Genomic DNA, 18,431 nt, shown 5'->3' with positions numbered 1-18,431 from the left:
GGTCGTACATCCAGCCGGTAGCCTGGTTCCTTGCATTGAGTGATGTACGGAGTTTATAGAGCAATGAAATTACCGATTTATCTCGACTACTCCGCAACCACGCCGGTGGACCCGCGTGTTGCCGAGAAAATGATGCAGTTTATGACGATGGACGGAACCTTTGGTAACCCGGCCTCCCGTTCTCACCGTTTCGGCTGGCAGGCTGAAGAAGCGGTAGATATCGCTCGTAATCAGATTGCCGATCTGGTTGGCGCTGATCCGCGTGAAATCGTCTTTACCTCTGGTGCTACCGAATCTGACAACCTGGCGATCAAAGGTGCTGCTAACTTTTATCAGAAAAAAGGCAAGCACATCATCACCAGCAAAACCGAACACAAAGCGGTACTGGATACCTGCCGTCAGCTGGAGCGCGAAGGTTTTGAAGTCACTTACCTGGCACCGCAGCGTAACGGTATTATCGACCTGAAAGAACTCGAAGCAGCGATGCGTGACGACACCATCCTTGTTTCCATCATGCACGTAAATAACGAAATCGGCGTGGTGCAGGATATCGCGGCTATCGGTGAAATGTGCCGTGCTCGTGGCATTATCTATCACGTTGATGCAACCCAGAGCGTGGGCAAACTGCCTATCGACCTGAGCCAGTTGAAAGTTGACCTGATGTCTTTCTCCGGTCACAAAATCTACGGCCCGAAAGGTATCGGTGCGCTGTATGTGCGTCGTAAACCGCGCGTACGTATCGAAGCACAAATGCACGGCGGCGGTCACGAGCGCGGTATGCGTTCCGGTACTCTGCCTGTTCACCAGATCGTCGGGATGGGCGAAGCCTATCGCATCGCAAAAGAAGAGATGGCGACCGAGATGGAACGCCTGCGCGGCCTGCGTAACCGTCTGTGGAACGGCATCAAAGATATCGAAGAAGTTTACCTGAACGGTGACCTGGAACACGGTGCGCCGAACATTCTCAACGTCAGCTTTAACTACGTTGAAGGTGAGTCGCTGATTATGGCGCTGAAAGACCTTGCGGTTTCTTCCGGTTCTGCCTGTACGTCAGCAAGCCTCGAACCGTCCTACGTGCTGCGCGCGCTGGGGCTGAACGACGAGCTGGCACATAGCTCTATCCGTTTCTCTTTAGGTCGTTTTACTACTGAAGAAGAGATCGACTACACCATCGAGTTAGTTCGTAAATCCATCGGTCGTCTGCGTGACCTTTCTCCGCTGTGGGAAATGTACAAGCAGGGCGTGGATCTGAACAGCATCGAATGGGCACATCATTAATCGGTATCGGAATCAGGAGAATTTATAATGGCTTACAGCGAAAAAGTTATCGATCATTACGAGAATCCGCGTAACGTGGGTTCCTTCGACAACAACGACGAGAACGTGGGCAGTGGCATGGTGGGTGCACCGGCCTGTGGCGACGTGATGAAGTTGCAGATTAAAGTCAACGATGAAGGTATCATTGAAGACGCGCGTTTTAAAACTTACGGCTGCGGTTCCGCTATCGCTTCCAGCTCCCTGGTCACCGAATGGGTGAAAGGGAAGTCTCTCGACGAAGCACAGGCGATCAAAAACACCGATATTGCTGAAGAACTTGAACTGCCGCCGGTGAAAATTCACTGTTCTATTCTGGCAGAAGACGCGATCAAAGCCGCCATTGCGGACTATAAAAGCAAACGTGAAGCAAAATAAGAGTTGAGGTTTGGTTATGTCGATTACACTGAGCGACAGTGCAGCAGCGCGAGTAAATACCTTTCTGGCTAACCGCGGCAAAGGGTTTGGCCTGCGTCTGGGTGTGAGAACCTCCGGATGTTCAGGTATGGCTTATGTACTGGAATTTGTTGACGAACCGACGCCGGAAGACATCGTGTTTGAAGACAAAGGCGTGAAAGTCGTGGTCGATGGCAAAAGCCTGCAATTTCTGGACGGTACGCAACTGGATTTCGTAAAAGAAGGCCTGAACGAAGGGTTTAAATTTACCAACCCGAACGTCAAAGATGAGTGTGGTTGCGGCGAAAGCTTCCACGTTTGATGCGCATACCGATAACCCCACCGTGGTCAGCTGCGCGTGGGGTTTGTTTTACCTGATTCGTCGTTATTGCGGCGGATCGCAGCCCTGAGAATGTTATGGATTACTTCACCCTCTTTGGCTTGCCTGCCCGTTATCAACTCGATACCCAGGCACTGAGCCTGCGTTTTCAGGATCTACAACGTCAGTATCATCCTGATAAATTCGCCAGCGGAAGCCAGGCGGAACAACTCGCCGCCGTACAGCAATCTGCAACCATTAACCAGGCCTGGCAAACGCTGCGTCATCCGTTAATGCGCGCGGAATATTTACTTTCTTTGCACGGTTTTGATCTCGCCAGCGAGCAGCATACTGTGCGCGACACCGCGTTCCTGATGGAACAGCTGGAGCTTCGCGAAGAACTGGACGAGATCGAACAGGCGAAAGATGAAGCACGGCTGGAAAGCTTTATCAAACGTGTGAAAAAGATGTTTGATACCCGCCATCAGTTGATGGTTGAACAGTTAGACAACGAGACGTGGGACGCGGCGGCGGATACCGTGCGTAAGCTGCGTTTTCTCGATAAACTGCGAAGCAGTGCCGAACAACTCGAAGAAAAACTGCTCGATTTTTAATTTCTGGAAGCTAAACATGGCCTTATTACAAATTAGTGAACCTGGTTTGAGTGCTGCGCCGCATCAGCGTCGTCTGGCGGCCGGTATTGACCTGGGCACAACCAACTCGCTGGTGGCGACAGTACGCAGCGGTCAGGCCGAAACGTTAGCCGACCATGAAGGCCGTCACCTGCTGCCCTCTGTTGTTCACTATCAACAGCAGGGGCATTCGGTGGGTTATGACGCGCGCACTAACGCAGCGCTTGACACCGCCAACACCATTAGTTCTGTTAAACGCCTGATGGGGCGCTCGCTGGCTGATATCCAGCAACGCTACCCGCATTTGCCTTATCAATTCCAGGCCAGCGAAAACGGCTTGCCGATGATTGAAACAGCAGCGGGATTGCTGAATCCGGTGCGCGTTTCTGCGGACATCCTCAAAGCACTGGCGGCGCGGGCAACTGAAGCCCTGGCAGGCGACTTGGATGGTGTCGTTATCACCGTTCCGGCGTACTTTGACGATGCCCAGCGTCAGGGCACCAAAGACGCGGCGCGTTTGGCTGGGCTGCATGTTCTGCGCTTGCTTAACGAACCGACCGCTGCGGCTATCGCCTACGGACTGGACTCCGGTCAGGAAGGCGTGATCGCTGTTTATGACCTCGGTGGCGGGACGTTTGATATTTCCATTCTTCGCTTAAGTCGCGGCGTGTTCGAAGTGCTGGCGACCGGCGGTGATTCCGCGCTCGGCGGCGATGACTTTGACCATCTGTTAGCAGATTACATTCGCGAACAGGCGGGCATTCCTGACCGTAGCGATAACCGCGTTCAGCGTGAACTGCTGGATGCCGCCATTGCGGCCAAAATCGCGCTGAGCGATGCGGACTCTGTGACCGTGAATGTTGCGGGCTGGCAGGGTGAAATCAGCCGTGAACAATTCAATGAACTGATCGCGCCATTGGTAAAACGAACCTTACTGGCTTGTCGTCGTGCGCTGAAAGACGCGGGCGTTGAGGCTGACGACGTACTGGAAGTGGTGATGGTTGGTGGTTCTACCCGCGTGCCGCTGGTGCGTGAACGGGTGGGTGAATTTTTCGGTCGTCCACCGCTGACTTCCATCGACCCGGATAAAGTCGTCGCTATTGGCGCGGCGATTCAGGCGGATATTCTGGTGGGTAATAAGCCGGACAGCGAAATGCTGTTGCTTGATGTGATCCCGCTGTCGCTGGGCCTGGAAACCATGGGCGGCCTGGTGGAGAAAGTGATCCCGCGTAACACCACAATTCCGGTGGCGCGCGCCCAGGATTTCACCACCTTTAAAGATGGTCAGACGGCGATGTCTATCCATGTAATGCAGGGTGAGCGTGAGCTGGTGCAGGACTGCCGCTCGCTGGCGCGTTTTGCGCTGCGTGGTATTCCGGCGCTACCGGCTGGCGGCGCGCATATTCGCGTAACGTTTCAGGTCGATGCTGATGGTCTTTTGAGCGTGACGGCGATGGAGAAATCCACCGGCGTTGAGGCGTCTATTCAGGTTAAACCGTCTTATGGTCTGACCGACAGTGAAATCGCTTCGATGATCAAAGACTCAATGAGCTATGCCGAGCAGGACGTAAAAGCCCGTATGCTGGCTGAACAAAAAGTAGAAGCAGCGCGTGTACTGGAAAGTTTGCACGGCGCGCTGGCTGCTGATGCCGCGCTGTTAAGCGCCGCAGAACGTCAGGTCATTGACGATGCTGCCGCTCACCTGAGTGAAGTGGCGCAGGGCGATGATGTTGACGCCATCGAACAAGCGATTAAAAACGTAGACAAACAAACCCAGGATTTCGCCGCTCGCCGCATGGACCAGTCGGTTCGTCGTGCGCTGAAGGGCCATTCCGTGGACGAGGTTTAATATGCCAAAGATTGTTATTTTACCTCATCAGGATCTCTGTCCTGATGGCGCTGTTCTGGAAGCGAATAGCGGTGAAACCATTCTCGACGTTGCGCTGCGTAACGGCATCGAGATTGAACACGCCTGTGAAAAATCCTGTGCTTGCACCACCTGCCACTGCATCGTTCGTGAAGGTTTTGATTCGCTGCCGGAAAGCTCAGAGCAGGAAGACGACATGCTGGACAAAGCCTGGGGGCTGGAGCCGGAAAGCCGTTTAAGCTGCCAGGCGCGCGTTACCGACGAAGATTTAGTGGTCGAAATTCCGCGTTACACTATCAACCATGCGCGTGAGCATTAACAGAGGTTAGTATGGGACTTAAGTGGACCGATAGCCGCGAAATTGGCGAAGCACTGTACGATGCATATCCCGATCTTGATCCGAAAACGGTTCGATTCACTGATATGCATCAGTGGATTTGCGATCTGGAAGATTTCGACGACGACCCGCAGGCGTCCAACGAGAAAATCCTCGAAGCGATTTTATTAGTCTGGCTGGACGAAGCCGAGTGATTTCCGCGTCATGCTTCACGCCGCAGATGCGTTGGCTGCGCTCGTTCACCCCAGTCACATAGTTATCTATGTTCCTGAGGCTTCACTCACTTGCCGCCTTCCTGCAACGCGAATCATTTAGCGGAAAAATCCTGGGGCTGCCAACTGGTGGCCCTTTTACAAATAAGGATAACTAAAATGACAGAAGCGATGAAGATTACCCTCTCGACCCAACCTGCCGACGCGCGCTGGGGAGAAAAAGCAACTTACAGCATTAATAATGACGGCATTACCCTGCATTTGAACGGGGCAGACGATCTGGGGCTGATCCAGCGTGCGGCGCGCAAGATTGATGGTCTGGGCATCAAGCATGTTCAGTTAAGCGGTGAAGGCTGGGATGCGGATCGTTGCTGGGCATTCTGGCAAGGTTACAAAGCCCCGAAAGGCACGCGTAAAGTGGAGTGGCCGGATCTGGACGATGCCCAGCGTCAGGAACTGGATAACCGCCTGATGATCATCGACTGGGTGCGTGACACCATCAACGCACCAGCAGAAGAACTGGGGCCATCGCAACTGGCACAGCGTGCTGTTGATCTGATCAGCAACGTCGCAGGCGATCGTGTGACTTACCGGATCACCAAAGGTGAAGATCTGCGCGATCAAGATTATATGGGGCTGCACACTGTCGGGCGTGGTTCAGAACGTTCCCCGGTATTGCTGGCGCTGGATTACAACCCAACTGGCGATAAAGAAGCGCCGGTGTACGCGTGCCTGGTAGGTAAAGGCATCACCTTTGATTCCGGCGGCTACAGCATCAAACAGACCGCGTTTATGGACTCAATGAAGTCTGACATGGGCGGTGCGGCAACGGTTACCGGGGCGCTGGCATTTGCCATTACGCGCGGTCTGAACAAGCGTGTGAAGCTGTTCCTCTGCTGTGCGGATAACCTGATTAGCGGCAACGCGTTCAAACTGGGCGATATCATTACCTATCGCAACGGTAAAAAAGTCGAAGTCATGAACACCGATGCGGAAGGGCGTCTGGTTCTGGCAGATGGCCTGATTGACGCCAGTGCGCAGAAACCGGAACTGATTATCGATGCCGCGACACTCACCGGGGCGGCGAAAACCGCGCTGGGTAATGATTATCACGCATTGTTCAGTTTTGACGATGCGCTTGCCGGTCGCTTGCTGGCGAGTGCTACACAAGAGAACGAACCGTTCTGGCGTCTGCCGCTGGCTGAATTCCACCGCAGCCAGCTGCCATCTAACTTTGCGGAACTGAACAATACCGGAAGCGCGGCGTATCCGGCGGGTGCAAGTACGGCGGCGGGCTTCCTGTCGCACTTTGTTGAGAACTATAAACAAGGTTGGCTGCATATCGACTGTTCGGCGACTTACCGTAAAGCACCAGTTGAACAGTGGTCTGCGGGTGCGACCGGGCTGGGTGTGCGCACGATTGCTAATCTGTTAACGGCGTAAACTAATATGCCGGATGCGGCGTAAACGCCTTATCCGGCCTACAAAGTATTGTGAATTCAAAAAATTGCGATTCCCTTGTAGGCCTGATAAGCGTAGCGCATCAGGCACTTGTGCCCCGAACGTTGAATGAATTGTGGTTCTTATGTCCGAAACAAAAAACGAACTTGAAGACCTGCTGGAAAAAGCAGCAACCGAACCGGCGCACCGCCCGGCCTTTTTCCGTACTCTACTGGAATCCACTGTCTGGGTACCAGGTACGGCGGCGCAGGGCGAGGCAGTGGCTGAAGATAGCGCGCTTGATTTACAGCACTGGGAAAAAGAAGATGGCACCAGCGTTATTCCTTTTTTTACCTCGTTAGAAGCACTTCAACAGGCGGTTGAAGACGAACAGGCATTTGTCGTAATGCCCGTTCGCACATTGTTTGAGATGACCCTTGGCGAAACGCTCTTCCTTAATGCCAAACTGCCAACCGGTAAAGAATTTATGCCGCGTGAAATCAGTTTGCTGATTGGTGAAGAAGGGAATCCGCTGAGCAGTCAGGAAGTACTGGAAGGCGGTGAATCGCTGATATTATCGGAGGTCGCAGAGCCGCCAGCACAAATGATTGATTCACTTACCACCTTATTTAAAACCATTAAGCCGGTGAAGCGTGCTTTTATTTGTTCAATTAAAGAGAACGAAGAGGCACAGCCTAATTTACTTATTGGCATTGAAGCTGATGGCGATATCGAAGAAATTATTCAGGCGGCGGGAAGTGTAGCGACCGATACATTACCTGGTGATGAACCAATCGATATTTGCCAGGTGAAAAAAGGGGAAAAAGGAATTAGCCACTTTATTACCGAACATATTGCGCCATTCTATGAACGTCGCTGGGGTGGATTCCTGCGTGATTTTAAACAAAATCGGATAATTTAAAATATGCCGCCCAAAGGGCGGCATTCGGGCTTACTTGCTGTTCTGAAGGTTGTTAACCATCAGTAAATTGTTGCCGGAGGGACTCCGGTTATTATTTACCTCGGTTAACAGCGCACCAGAAACAATAAGTACGATACAGAAGTACCGTATCTTCATTGTGCGGTCCATGCGAAGACCGCATCACGACAGCACCACTGGCGATATTGCCGCGATAGCAAGCGCTGTGGGGTGCCTGCATTTACGGTCATGGAACATCCTTTCCTAAAGCCAGCGCCCGTTTGCGAGACGGCGAAAAGGGCCGTCACGAATAATACTCTCATATTTGAATAATTACTCTATTTATTATCTTGACTTGGCCAGGCATAAAAGAGAGTATTTCAACACTGTGGGGTGCCTGCGTTGCTCCGGCAACACAAGTCAACCTGCTGGAAAGGCCGCGAACCAGACCAGCAATAAAAAACCGCCAAATTCGGCGGTTTTTTATTGCCTGTAAAAAGCTTATTTCAATGGCTCAACCGGTAAATCTGCCCGTGCGCCCCATTCACTCCATGCGCCGTCGTACAGTTTCACGTTTGGCACATCCAGCGTCGCGAGTGCCAACAAAACCACGGCTGCCGTTACACCAGAACCGCAGCTGACGATAATTGGTTTGTCGTAGCTGACACCGCGACCAAAAAATATCGCATCCAGTTCATCGGTCGTTTTTAGTTCGCCTTCACGGACCAGTTCCGTCCACGGAACGTTCAATGCACCGGGAATATGTCCGCGACGTAAACCTGGGCGAGGTTCATCAACTTCTGCGTTAAAACGTGTAGCCGGGCGGGCATCAATAATTTGCGCCGTATTTTCATGGCTTGCCAATAATACATCGGTTACTTTCACCACGGCTTCAGGATTAAACGCGGCGTTAAACTCTCCTTCCGGCAGCTCTACTGCGCCTTCTTCTAATAGCAGATCATCACGCTGCCAGCCTGCAAGTCCACCACCCAGAATCGACACTTTCTCTACACCAAAGGTGCGCAGCATCCACCATGCGCGTGGGGCTGAGAAAAGATTACCTTCGTCATAGACAATCAGGTGCTTATCCTGGTTAACGCCTAACTCACGCATCGCCACGGCGAACGTTTCCGGGCGCGGCAGCATGTGCGGAAGCGGGGAAGTGTGATCAGAAAGCGCTTCGATATCGAAAAACACTGCGCCGGGAATATGTCCATTCAGATACTCCTGGGCAACGTTACGATCTTCCTGTCCAGGCGGTGCCATGCGGGCATCGATAATCTGAATTTCCGGGTCATCAATATGTTCGGCGAGCCAGTCGGCTCCTACAAACCATGTCGTGGACATAGGCATCTCCATTTTTGCCGGGTTAGGCTAAATTGTCGGATGTTTAGTGAAAAGCGACAAGCAAAAGAGGCTGATTTGGCTGTCTGAGCCACAATTCTCACTAAAATTCGGATTCCATGGGCGCGATACTGAATTACATAACGTAAATTCTCACGCATAATAATTATTCGACGTTGCTAACGGGCCATTGTGGCAGGGATGAAAAATGAAAAAGTTACGCGTAGCCGCCTGCATGCTAATGCTGGCGCTGGCAGGGTGCGACAACGACAACAACGATAACGCGCCAACAGCGGTGAAAAAAGATGCACCTTCTGAAGTTACTAAAGCGGCATCTTCAGAAAACGCGAGTTCAGCAAAACTCTCTGCACCGGAGCGACAAAAACTGGCACAACAGAGTGCCGGTAAGGCGCTGACATTGCTGGATCTCTCTGAAGTCCAACTCGATGGCGCAGCCACGCTGGTGCTGACCTTCTCTATCCCTCTCGACCCGGATCAGGATTTCTCGCGCGTTATTCACGTCGTTGATAAAAAAAGCGGCAAAGTGGATGGGGCCTGGGAGCTGTCAGATAATCTTAAAGAGCTGCGTTTACGCCACCTCGAGCCGAAACGTGATTTGATCGTTACTATTGGCAAGGAGGTCAAGGCACTCAACAACGCAACCTTCAGTAAAGATTACGAAAAAACTATAACTACCCGCGATATCCAGCCCAGCGTCGGTTTTGCCAGCCGTGGTTCGCTGCTGCCTGGAAAAGTCATTGAAGGGCTGCCGGTAATGGCGCTCAATGTTAACAATGTCGATGTTAACTTCTTCCGTGTTAAGCCAGAATCTCTGCCAGCATTTATTAGCCAATGGGAATACCGAAATTCGCTGGCGAACTGGCAGTCAGACAAACTGCTGCAAATGGCGGATCTGGTTTATACCGGACGTTTTGATCTCAATCCTGCGCGTAACACCCGTGAAAAATTATTGCTGCCGCTGGGTGATATCAAACCGCTTCAGCAGGCGGGTGTGTATCTGGCTGTGATGAATCAGGCTGGACGTTACGATTACAGTAATCCCGCGACGCTGTTTACATTAAGTGATATCGGCGTATCGGCCCACCGTTATCACAATCGTCTGGATATCTTTACCCAAAGCCTGGAAAACGGCGCGGCCCAGCAAGGAGTTGAAGTCTCATTATTAAATGAGAAAGGGCAGACTCTGACTCAGGCAACCAGTGATGCCCAGGGGCATGTGCAGCTGGAAAATGATAAAAACGCGGCATTACTGTTGGCGCGTAAAGACGGTCAGACAACGCTACTCGATTTAAAACTTCCGGCGCTGGACTTAGCAGAATTTAACATTGCTGGCGCGCCAGGCTATAACAAACAGTTTTTCATGTTTGGCCCGCGCGATCTTTATCGCCCGGGTGAAACAGTCATCCTTAATGGTTTATTGCGTGATGCAGACGGTAAAGCGTTGCCCGATCAACCCATCAAGCTGGACGTAATTAAACCCGACGGGCAGGTACTCAGGAGCGTCGTTAGTCAGCCGGAGAATGGCCTCTATCACTTTACGTGGCCACTCGATAGTAATGCGGCCACCGGCATGTGGCATATCCGAGCCAATACGGGCGATAACCAGTATCGGATGTGGGATTTCCACGTCGAAGATTTTATGCCAGAGCGCATGGCGCTGAATCTGACCGGTGAGAAAACCCCGCTAACGCCGAAAGATGAAGTGAAATTCTCCGTGGTGGGTTACTACCTGTACGGGGCGCCTGCTAATGGTAATACTTTGCAAGGGCAACTTTTCCTGCGCCCACTGCGTGAAGCTGTGTCAGCCTTACCTGGTTTCGAATTCGGCGATATAGCTGCTGAAAACCTTTCGCGCACGCTGGATGAAGTTCAGTTGACGCTGGATGATAAAGGGCGCGGCGAAGTTTCTACAGAAAGCCAGTGGAAGGAAACGCATTCCCCATTACAGGTTATTTTCCAGGGCAGTTTGCTGGAGTCTGGCGGTCGCCCGGTGACGCGCCGTGCTGAGCAGGCTATCTGGCCTGCCGATGCATTGCCGGGGATCCGTCCGCAATTCGCCTCGAAATCGGTTTACGATTATCGCACTGACAGTACGGTAAAACAGCCCATTGTTGATGAAGGCAGTAACGCCGCTTTCGACATCGTTTATAGCGATGCACAGGGCGTCAAAAAAGCTGTGTCTGGCTTACAAGTGCGCCTGATTCGCGAACGCCGCGATTACTACTGGAACTGGTCAGAAGATGAAGGCTGGCAGTCACAGTTTGATCAAAAAGATCTGATCGAAAATGAACAAACACTGGATCTTCAGGCTGATGAAACCGGTAAAGTCAGTTTCCCGGTAGAGTGGGGCGCTTATCGTCTGGAAGTCAAAGCGCCGAATGAAGCGGTCAGTAGTGTGCGTTTCTGGGCTGGCTATAGCTGGCAGGACAATAGCGACGGTAGCGGTGCTGTGCGACCAGACCGTGTCACGCTGAAACTGGATAAAGCCAGTTATCGCCCTGGTGATACCATTAAGTTGCACATTGCCGCACCAACGGCGGGTAAAGGCTATGCGATGGTCGAGTCCAGTGAAGGGCCGCTGTGGTGGCAGGAGATTGATGTTCCGGCACAAGGGCTGGATCTGACGATTCCGGTCGATAAAACCTGGAATCGTCATGATCTTTATTTAAGTACGCTGGTGGTACGTCCTGGCGATAAATCTCGCTCCGCGACGCCAAAACGCGCAGTTGGCGTGTTGCATTTGCCGCTTGGCGATGAAAACCGTCGTCTCGATCTGGCGCTGGAAACTCCAGCGAAAATACGCCCCAATCAGCCATTAACCGTGAAAATTAAAGCCAGCAATAAAAATGGTGAGATGCCAAAACAGGTGAATGTGCTGGTGTCTGCGGTTGATAGCGGTGTGTTGAATATTACTGATTATGTCACGCCAGATCCGTGGCAGGCATTCTTTGGTCAGAAACGCTATGGCGCAGATATTTACGATATTTACGGTCAGGTCATTGAAGGTCAGGGGCGTCTGGCAGCTCTGCGTTTTGGTGGCGATGGTGATGAACTGAAACGCGGTGGTAAACCGCCAGTAAATCACGTCAATATTGTTGCGCAACAGGCGCTACCGGTAACACTCAACGAACAGGGCGAAGGCACGGTTACATTGCCGATTGGTGATTTTAACGGTGAATTGCGCGTCATGGCACAAGCATGGACGGCAGATGATTTCGGTAGCAACGAAAGCAAAGTGGTTGTTGCCGCACCGGTGATAGCAGAACTGAATATGCCGCGCTTTATGGCCAGCGGTGACACCTCACGTCTGACGCTGGATATCACTAATCTTACCGATAAACCGCAAAAACTGAACGTTGCTCTGACCGCCAGTGGCTTGCTTGAACTGGTTAGCGATTCACCCGCAGCCGTTGAATTAGCGCCGGGCGTGCGAACCACGCTGTTTATCCCGGTGCGAGCATTGCCGGGTTATGGTGATGGTGAAATTCAGGCCACTATTAGCGGGTTAGCGTTACCGGGCGAAACCGCTGCCGATCAGCATAAGCAGTGGAAAATGGGTGTCCGTCCGGCATTTCCGGCACAAACCGTCAATTACGGTACGGCGTTGCAGCCTGGTGAGACATGGGCGATTCCAGCTGATGGATTGCAAAACTTCTCGCCTGTTACGCTGGAAGGGCAATTGTTGTTGAGCGGCAAACCACCGTTGAATATTGCACGTTATATCAAAGAGTTAAAAGCGTATCCGTACGGTTGTCTGGAGCAAACCGCCAGCGGCCTGTTCCCGTCACTTTACACCAACGCAGCCCAACTGCAGGCGTTGGGAATCAAAGGCGACAGTGATGAGAAGCGCCGTACGGCAGTCGATATCGGCATTTCTCGTTTACTGCAAATGCAACGTGATAACGGTGGCTTTGCGCTGTGGGATAAAAACGGTGATGAAGAGTACTGGCTGACGGCTTACGTGATGGATTTTCTGGTCCGCGCAGGTGAGCAGGGTTACAGCGTGCCGACAGAAGCCATTAACCGGGGGAATGAGCGTCTACTGCGCTATTTACAAGATCCGGGCATGATGTCGATTCCGTATGCGGATAATCTCAAAGCCAGTAAATTCGCCGTACAGTCTTACGCTGCGCTGGTGCTGGCCCGTCAGCAAAAGGCACCGCTGGGTGCGCTGCGTGAAATCTGGGAGCATCGTGCCGATGCTGCGTCTGGATTACCGCTGCTGCAACTTGGCGTTGCGCTGAAAACCATGGGCGATGCAACGCGTGGTGAAGAAGCGATTGTGCTGGCGCTGAAAACGCCGCGCAATAGTGATGAGCGGATATGGCTGGGTGATTACGGAAGTCCACTGCGCGACAACGCATTGATGCTCTCCTTGCTGGAAGAGAACAAATTGCTACCCGATGAGCAGTACCCTCTGCTGAACACACTTTCGCAGCAGGCGTTCGGTGAACGCTGGTTATCAACTCAGGAAAGTAACGCGCTGTTCCTGGCTGCCCGTACGATTCAGGATTTACCGGGCAAATGGCAGGCGCAAACGTCTTTCTCTGCTGAGCTGCTGACAGGTGAGAAAGCGCAAACCAGCAATCTGAATAGCGATCAACTTGCCACCTTACAGGTGACCAACAGTGGCGATCAGCCGTTATGGCTGCGTGTGGATGCCAGCGGATATCCGCAATCCGCCCCTTTACCGGCGAGCAATGTGCTGCAAATCGAGCGCCATATTCTTGGCACTGACGGTAAGAGCAAATCGCTGGATTCGTTACGTAGCGGCGATCTGGTACTGGTCTGGTTGCAGGTCAAAGCCAGTAACAGCGTGCCGGATGCTTTGGTCGTTGATTTACTGCCTGCTGGCCTGGAACTGGAAAACCAGAACCTGGCTAACGGCAGCGCCAGCCTGGAGCAAAGTGGTAGCGAAGTGCAAAACCTACTCAGTCAAATGCAACAAGCGAACATTAAGCATATTGAGTTTCGTGACGATCGCTTTGTGGCGGCGGTTGCCGTTGATGAATATCAACCAGTCACGCTGGTGTATCTGGCGCGGGCGGTAACGCCGGGAACATACAATGTTCCGCAACCAATGGTGGAATCGATGTATGTTCCCCACTGGCGGGCGACTGGCGCGGCTGAAGATCTGTTGATTGTCAGACCGTAAATGCCTCGCCTGTTAACCAAACGCGGCTGCTGGATAGCGCTGGCAGCTGCGCCTTTTCTCCTTTTTTTTGCCGCGTGGGGAGCAGATAAACTCTGGCCCCTGCCATTGCATGAAGTCAATCCCGCACGCGTAGTCGTGGCGCAGGATGGTACGCCACTCTGGCGTTTCGCCGATGCTGAGGGCATCTGGCGCTATCCGGTAACCATCGAAGATGTCTCTCCGCGTTACCTTGAAGCACTGATCAATTATGAAGATCGCTGGTTCTGGAAGCATCCGGGGGTGAATCCATTCTCGGTGGCGCGCGCAGCATGGCAAGATCTCACTTCGGGACGGGTTATTTCCGGCGGCAGCACACTCACCATGCAGGTTGCTCGTCTGCTTGATCCTCACCCCAAAACTTTTGGCGGCAAAATTCGCCAGCTCTGGCGCGCGTTTCAACTGGAATGGCACTTGTCTAAACGTGACATTCTGACCTTGTATCTTAATCGCGCTCCGTTTGGTGGTACGTTGCAGGGGATCGGTGCGGCAAGTTGGGCATATCTCGGAAAATCGCCTGCGAATTTAAGCTATTCCGAGGCGGCAATGCTGGCGGTGTTACCACAAGCGCCCAGCCGACTGCGTCCGGATCGCTGGCCGGAACGTGCCGAGGCCGCACGTAATAAAGTGCTCAATCGGATGGCTGCGCAAGGTGTGTGGTCCCGTGAGCAGGTAAAAGAATCTAGTGAAGAGCCCATCTGGTTGGCACCCAGACAAATGCCGCAACTGGCACCGCTGTTTTCGCGCATGATGCTCGGTAAAAGCAAAAGCGACAAAATCGTTACTACGCTGGATGCTGGTTTACAGCGTCGTCTGGAAGAACTGGCGCAAAACTGGAAAGGACGATTGCCACCGCGCAGTTCGTTGGCAATGATCGTTGTTGATCATACTGATATGAGTGTGCGCGGCTGGATAGGATCGGTTGATCTTAATGATGATTCCCGCTTTGGGCATGTCGATATGGTCAATGCGATCCGATCGCCGGGATCGGTACTCAAACCGTTTGTTTATGGTCTGGCGCTGGATGAAGGCTTGATCCACCCTGCATCGCTGTTGCAAGACGTTCCCCGGCGCACTGGTGATTATCGACCAGGCAACTTTGACAGCGGTTTTCATGGCCCGATCAGCATGAGTGAGGCGCTGGTGCGCTCGCTGAATTTACCTGCTGTGCAGGTGCTGGAAGCCTATGGACCGAAACGGTTTGCGGCAAAGTTACGCAATGTTGGATTGCCGTTATATTTGCCCAACGGTGCTGCACCGAATCTTTCGCTCATTCTCGGCGGCGCAGGTGCAAAACTGGAGGATATGGCTGCAGCGTATACCGCATTTGCTCGCCACGGTAAGGCGGGTAAGTTGCGCTTACAGCCGGGGGACCCATTACTTGAGCGACCGTTAATGTCGCCGGGGGCCGCGTGGATTATCCGCCGTATTATGGCAGATGAAGCGCAGCCGCTTCCGGATGGCGCTTTGCCACGCGTCGTACCACTGGCGTGGAAAACAGGAACCAGTTATGGCTATCGCGATGCATGGGCTATTGGCGTTAACGCTCGTTACGTAATTGGGATCTGGACTGGCAGACCGGACGGTACGCCCGTTGTCGGTCAGTTTGGCTTTGCCAGCGCCGTACCGCTGTTGAATCAGGTCAATAATATCTTACTGTCGCGCAGTGCGAATCTGCCGGAAGACCCGCGTCCTGATTCTGTAAGCCGTGGCGTTATCTGCTGGCCTGGTGGGCAATCATTGCCAGAAGGCGATAGCAATTGCCGCCGTCGTCTTGCCACCTGGCTGCTCGAAGATAGCCAGCCACCAACATTACTTTTACCGGAGCAAGAAGGAATAAGTGGGATTCGTTTCCCCATCTGGCTTGATGAGCAAGGCAAACGTGTTGCCGCTGATTGTCCTCAGGCTCGACAAGAAATGATTAATGTCTGGCCATTACCACTTGAACCCTGGCTACCTGCTGCTGAACGACGAGCAGCGCGCTTACCTGGGGCATCAACAAATTGCCCGCCGTATGGTCGTGATGCTCAGGTACCTTTACAGTTGATTGGTGTGCGTGATGGCGTAATTATCAAACGTCTGCCAGGAGCTACTGATGCGTCATTACCAGTACAATTAAGCGGAGGAACAGGCGAACGCTGGTGGTTTCTTAATGGTGAACCGTTAGCTGAACGCGGGCGTAACGTGACTCTGCATTTGACAGAGAAAGGCGATTATCAATTGCTGGTAATGGACGAAATGGGGCAGGTGGCGACAGTGAGATTTGTCATGCAGTAGTCTGTTTTGCTCATATTTGTTGCTTAAACTCGTTTTATTTTAAAAAAATGTTACCTTCATCAATAGTCAACGGCCCTGTTGCTCATTATAATCCGCGCCATCTCGTACGCTGGTACAGACAACAACAGAATAATTTACAGAGGTAAAAATGGCTATTGAACGTACTTTTTCCATCATCAAACCGAACGCGGTAGCAAAAAACGTCATTGGCAATATCTTTGCGCGCTTTGAAGCTGCAGGGTTCAAAATTGTCGGCACCAAAATGCTGCACCTGACCGTTGAACAGGCTCGTGGCTTTTATGCTGAACACGATGGAAAACCGTTCTTTGATGGTCTGGTTGAATTCATGACCTCTGGCCCGATCGTGGTTTCCGTGCTGGAGGGTGAAAACGCCGTTCAGCGTCACCGCGATCTGCTGGGCGCGACCAATCCGGCAAACGCACTGGCCGGTACTCTGCGTGCTGATTACGCTGACAGCCTGACCGAAAATGGTACCCACGGTTCTGATTCCGTCGAATCTGCCGCTCGCGAAATCGCTTATTTCTTCGGCGAAGGCGAAGTGTGCCCGCGCACCCGTTAATAATTTCGTAAATGCCGCGTGCAAACGTGGCATCCATGCGCCAGAATTTGTACAATGCAGCGCCCCCGGACGAGCAGCCGCTCACCGGGGCGTTTCTTTTTTCAACCCTCCAGGGGCCATAACGTGTAATAACGAGGCCGGAATAGCATATGTCTGAACAATTAGTCACACCTGAAAACGTCACCACGAAAGATGGAAAAATCAACCTGCTGGATCTCAACCGTCAGCAGATGCGGGAGTTTTTTAAAGATTTAGGTGAAAAACCCTTCCGCGCCGATCAGGTGATGAAGTGGATGTATCACTATTGCTGCGACAACTTTGATGAGATGACCGACATCAACAAAGTGTTGCGCGGTAAACTAAAAGAGGTGGCGGAAATCCGCGCACCGGAAGTGGTTGAAGAACAGCGTTCATCTGACGGCACCATTAAATGGGCGATTGCCGTTGGCGATCAGCGCGTCGAAACGGTGTATATCCCGGAAGACGACCGTGCCACGCTTTGCGTTTCCTCGCAGGTGGGGTGTGCGCTGGAGTGTAAATTCTGTTCCACCGCCCAGCAGGGCTTTAACCGCAATCTGCGGGTGTCGGAAATTATCGGCCAGGTGTGGCGTGCAGCGAAAATCGTTGGCGCAGCAAAAGTCACCGGTCAGCGCCCAATCACTAACGTAGTGATGATGGGTATGGGCGAGCCGCTGCTCAACCTGAACAACGTCGTTCCGGCGATGGAAATCATGCTCGATGATTTCGGTTTTGGTCTGTCTAAACGTCGCGTTACGCTCTCTACATCAGGCGTTGTTCCGGCGCTGGATAAACTGGGCGATATGATCGACGTAGCGCTGGCAATTTCCCTGCATGCGCCGAACGACGAAATTCGTGACGAAATTGTGCCGATCAACAAAAAGTACAATATCGAAACGTTCCTTGCTGCGGTGCGCCGCTATCTGGAGAAATCTAACGCCAATCAGGGCCGAGTCACTATTGAATACGTGATGCTTGATCACGTTAACGACGGCACTGAACACGCGCACCAACTGGCGGAGCTGCTGAAAGATACGCCGTGTAAGATCAACCTGATCCCGTGGAACCCGTTCCCTGGCGCGCCGTATGGACGCAGCTCAAACAGTCGTATCGACCGTTTCTCTAAAGTGCTGATGAGCTACGGTTTCACCACTATTGTGCGTAAAACTCGTGGTGATGATATCGATGCTGCCTGTGGTCAGTTGGCGGGCGATGTTATCGACCGTACGAAACGTACCCTGCGTAAACGAATGCAGGGTGAGGCCATCGACATTAAAGCGGTCTGATAGCCATTACGCCACGGTTACTTTATGTACCGTGGCGTAATCTTTTATGAATGAAGTATTAAGTTGCAATTGTCTGGTCAATATTAACGGTGCGTTTTTGCTGACTTTAAGGCAGTATGTAACGATGCAACAGTAAGTTAGCCTTAGTGAATGTGGGCTTTGTCACGAGCACACAGACGGTCTTATACTGTATGATAACGGTTAACTTAACGGATGTTTCGCGGTGTGGGTGAGCATGATGGTTCACCGGCATCTCAATTCTCATTTAAACGTACCTG

15 protein-coding genes are annotated in these 18,431 nt (G+C 52.3%); 13 read left to right on the top strand and 2 right to left on the bottom strand.

The features are described 5' to 3' along the window. Nucleotides 1-63 precede the first annotated feature (63 nt). The 9 genes from iscS to sseB all read left to right on the top strand — a co-directional run bounded on the left by iscS (nt 64) and on the right by sseB (nt 7,439). Nucleotides 64-1,278, top strand: a complete 1,215-nt coding sequence (gene iscS, locus BGE37_RS15250) for a cysteine desulfurase (RefSeq protein ID WP_001295373.1) — start codon at nt 64-66, stop codon at nt 1,276-1,278. 27 nt (nt 1,279-1,305) lie between these two features. After that, the gene (iscU, locus tag BGE37_RS15245; RefSeq protein ID WP_000331707.1) at nt 1,306-1,692 is read left to right on the top strand and encodes a Fe-S cluster assembly scaffold IscU; all 387 of its coding nucleotides are present in this window, start codon (nt 1,306-1,308) and stop codon (nt 1,690-1,692) included. 16 nt (nt 1,693-1,708) lie between these two features. After that, nucleotides 1,709-2,032, top strand: a complete 324-nt coding sequence (iscA, locus tag BGE37_RS15240; protein ID WP_000028953.1) for an iron-sulfur cluster assembly protein IscA — start codon at nt 1,709-1,711, stop codon at nt 2,030-2,032. Between the two features lie 95 nt (nt 2,033-2,127). After that, entirely contained in the window at nt 2,128-2,643 is a 516-nt protein-coding gene (gene hscB, locus BGE37_RS15235) for a co-chaperone HscB (RefSeq protein ID WP_000384413.1), read from the top strand. Between the two features lie 16 nt (nt 2,644-2,659). Next, a complete protein-coding gene (gene hscA / locus BGE37_RS15230) occupies nt 2,660-4,510 on the top strand; it encodes a Fe-S protein assembly chaperone HscA (protein WP_032184890.1) in 1,851 nt (616 codons plus the stop codon). Nucleotide 4,511: 1 nt separating this feature from the next. Beyond that, entirely contained in the window at nt 4,512-4,847 is a 336-nt protein-coding gene (gene fdx, locus BGE37_RS15225; protein WP_001124471.1) for an ISC system 2Fe-2S type ferredoxin, read from the top strand. A gap of 11 nt (nt 4,848-4,858) precedes the next feature. Continuing rightward, nucleotides 4,859-5,059, top strand: a complete 201-nt coding sequence (gene iscX, locus BGE37_RS15220) for a Fe-S cluster assembly protein IscX (protein ID WP_000523616.1) — start codon at nt 4,859-4,861, stop codon at nt 5,057-5,059. Nucleotides 5,060-5,236: 177 nt separating this feature from the next. After that, nucleotides 5,237-6,520: an aminopeptidase PepB gene (gene pepB / locus BGE37_RS15215; RefSeq protein WP_105288175.1), complete on the top strand. Its 1,284-nt coding sequence runs from the start codon at nt 5,237-5,239 to the stop codon at nt 6,518-6,520. A gap of 142 nt (nt 6,521-6,662) precedes the next feature. After that, nucleotides 6,663-7,439: an enhanced serine sensitivity protein SseB gene (gene sseB / locus BGE37_RS15210; protein ID WP_032184888.1), complete on the top strand. Its 777-nt coding sequence runs from the start codon at nt 6,663-6,665 to the stop codon at nt 7,437-7,439. Nucleotides 7,440-7,469: 30 nt separating this feature from the next. On the opposite strand, the gene timP is transcribed toward sseB, so the two are convergent. Both timP and sseA read right to left on the bottom strand, forming a co-directional pair. Further along, entirely contained in the window at nt 7,470-7,595 is a 126-nt protein-coding gene (gene timP, locus BGE37_RS25845) for a small toxic inner membrane protein TimP (protein ID WP_244591678.1), read from the bottom strand. Between the two features lie 342 nt (nt 7,596-7,937). Then, the gene (gene sseA / locus BGE37_RS15205; protein WP_032184887.1) at nt 7,938-8,783 is read right to left on the bottom strand and encodes a 3-mercaptopyruvate sulfurtransferase; all 846 of its coding nucleotides are present in this window, start codon (nt 8,781-8,783) and stop codon (nt 7,938-7,940) included. 205 nt (nt 8,784-8,988) lie between these two features. Between sseA and yfhM the strand changes: the two genes are divergently transcribed. The 4 genes from yfhM (at nt 8,989) to BGE37_RS15185 (ending at nt 18,153) form a co-directional block, all read left to right on the top strand. Continuing rightward, nucleotides 8,989-13,956 carry an alpha2-macroglobulin gene (gene yfhM / locus BGE37_RS15200; protein ID WP_032184886.1) on the top strand — a complete coding sequence of 1,656 codons (4,968 nt, stop codon included), beginning with the start codon at nt 8,989-8,991 and terminating at the stop codon, nt 13,954-13,956. Further along, a complete protein-coding gene (gene pbpC / locus BGE37_RS15195) occupies nt 13,957-16,269 on the top strand; it encodes a peptidoglycan glycosyltransferase PbpC (protein ID WP_032184884.1) in 2,313 nt (770 codons plus the stop codon). A 148-nt stretch (nt 16,270-16,417) separates the two neighbouring features. Further along, the gene (ndk, locus tag BGE37_RS15190) at nt 16,418-16,849 is read left to right on the top strand and encodes a nucleoside-diphosphate kinase (RefSeq protein ID WP_000963837.1); all 432 of its coding nucleotides are present in this window, start codon (nt 16,418-16,420) and stop codon (nt 16,847-16,849) included. 149 nt (nt 16,850-16,998) lie between these two features. Further along, nucleotides 16,999-18,153, top strand: coding sequence for a bifunctional tRNA (adenosine(37)-C2)-methyltransferase TrmG/ribosomal RNA large subunit methyltransferase RlmN (locus tag BGE37_RS15185; protein ID WP_000003317.1), 1,155 nt, complete (start codon nt 16,999-17,001; stop codon nt 18,151-18,153). Nucleotides 18,154-18,431: the final 278 nt, after the last annotated feature.

The sequence above is a fragment of the Escherichia sp. MOD1-EC6300 genome (assembly GCF_002965045.1).
GTDB lineage: Bacteria > Pseudomonadota > Gammaproteobacteria > Enterobacterales > Enterobacteriaceae > Escherichia > Escherichia coli_F.
Note: the sequence above shows the minus strand (reverse complement) of the source record. Positions and strands in the feature narration are given on the sequence as shown.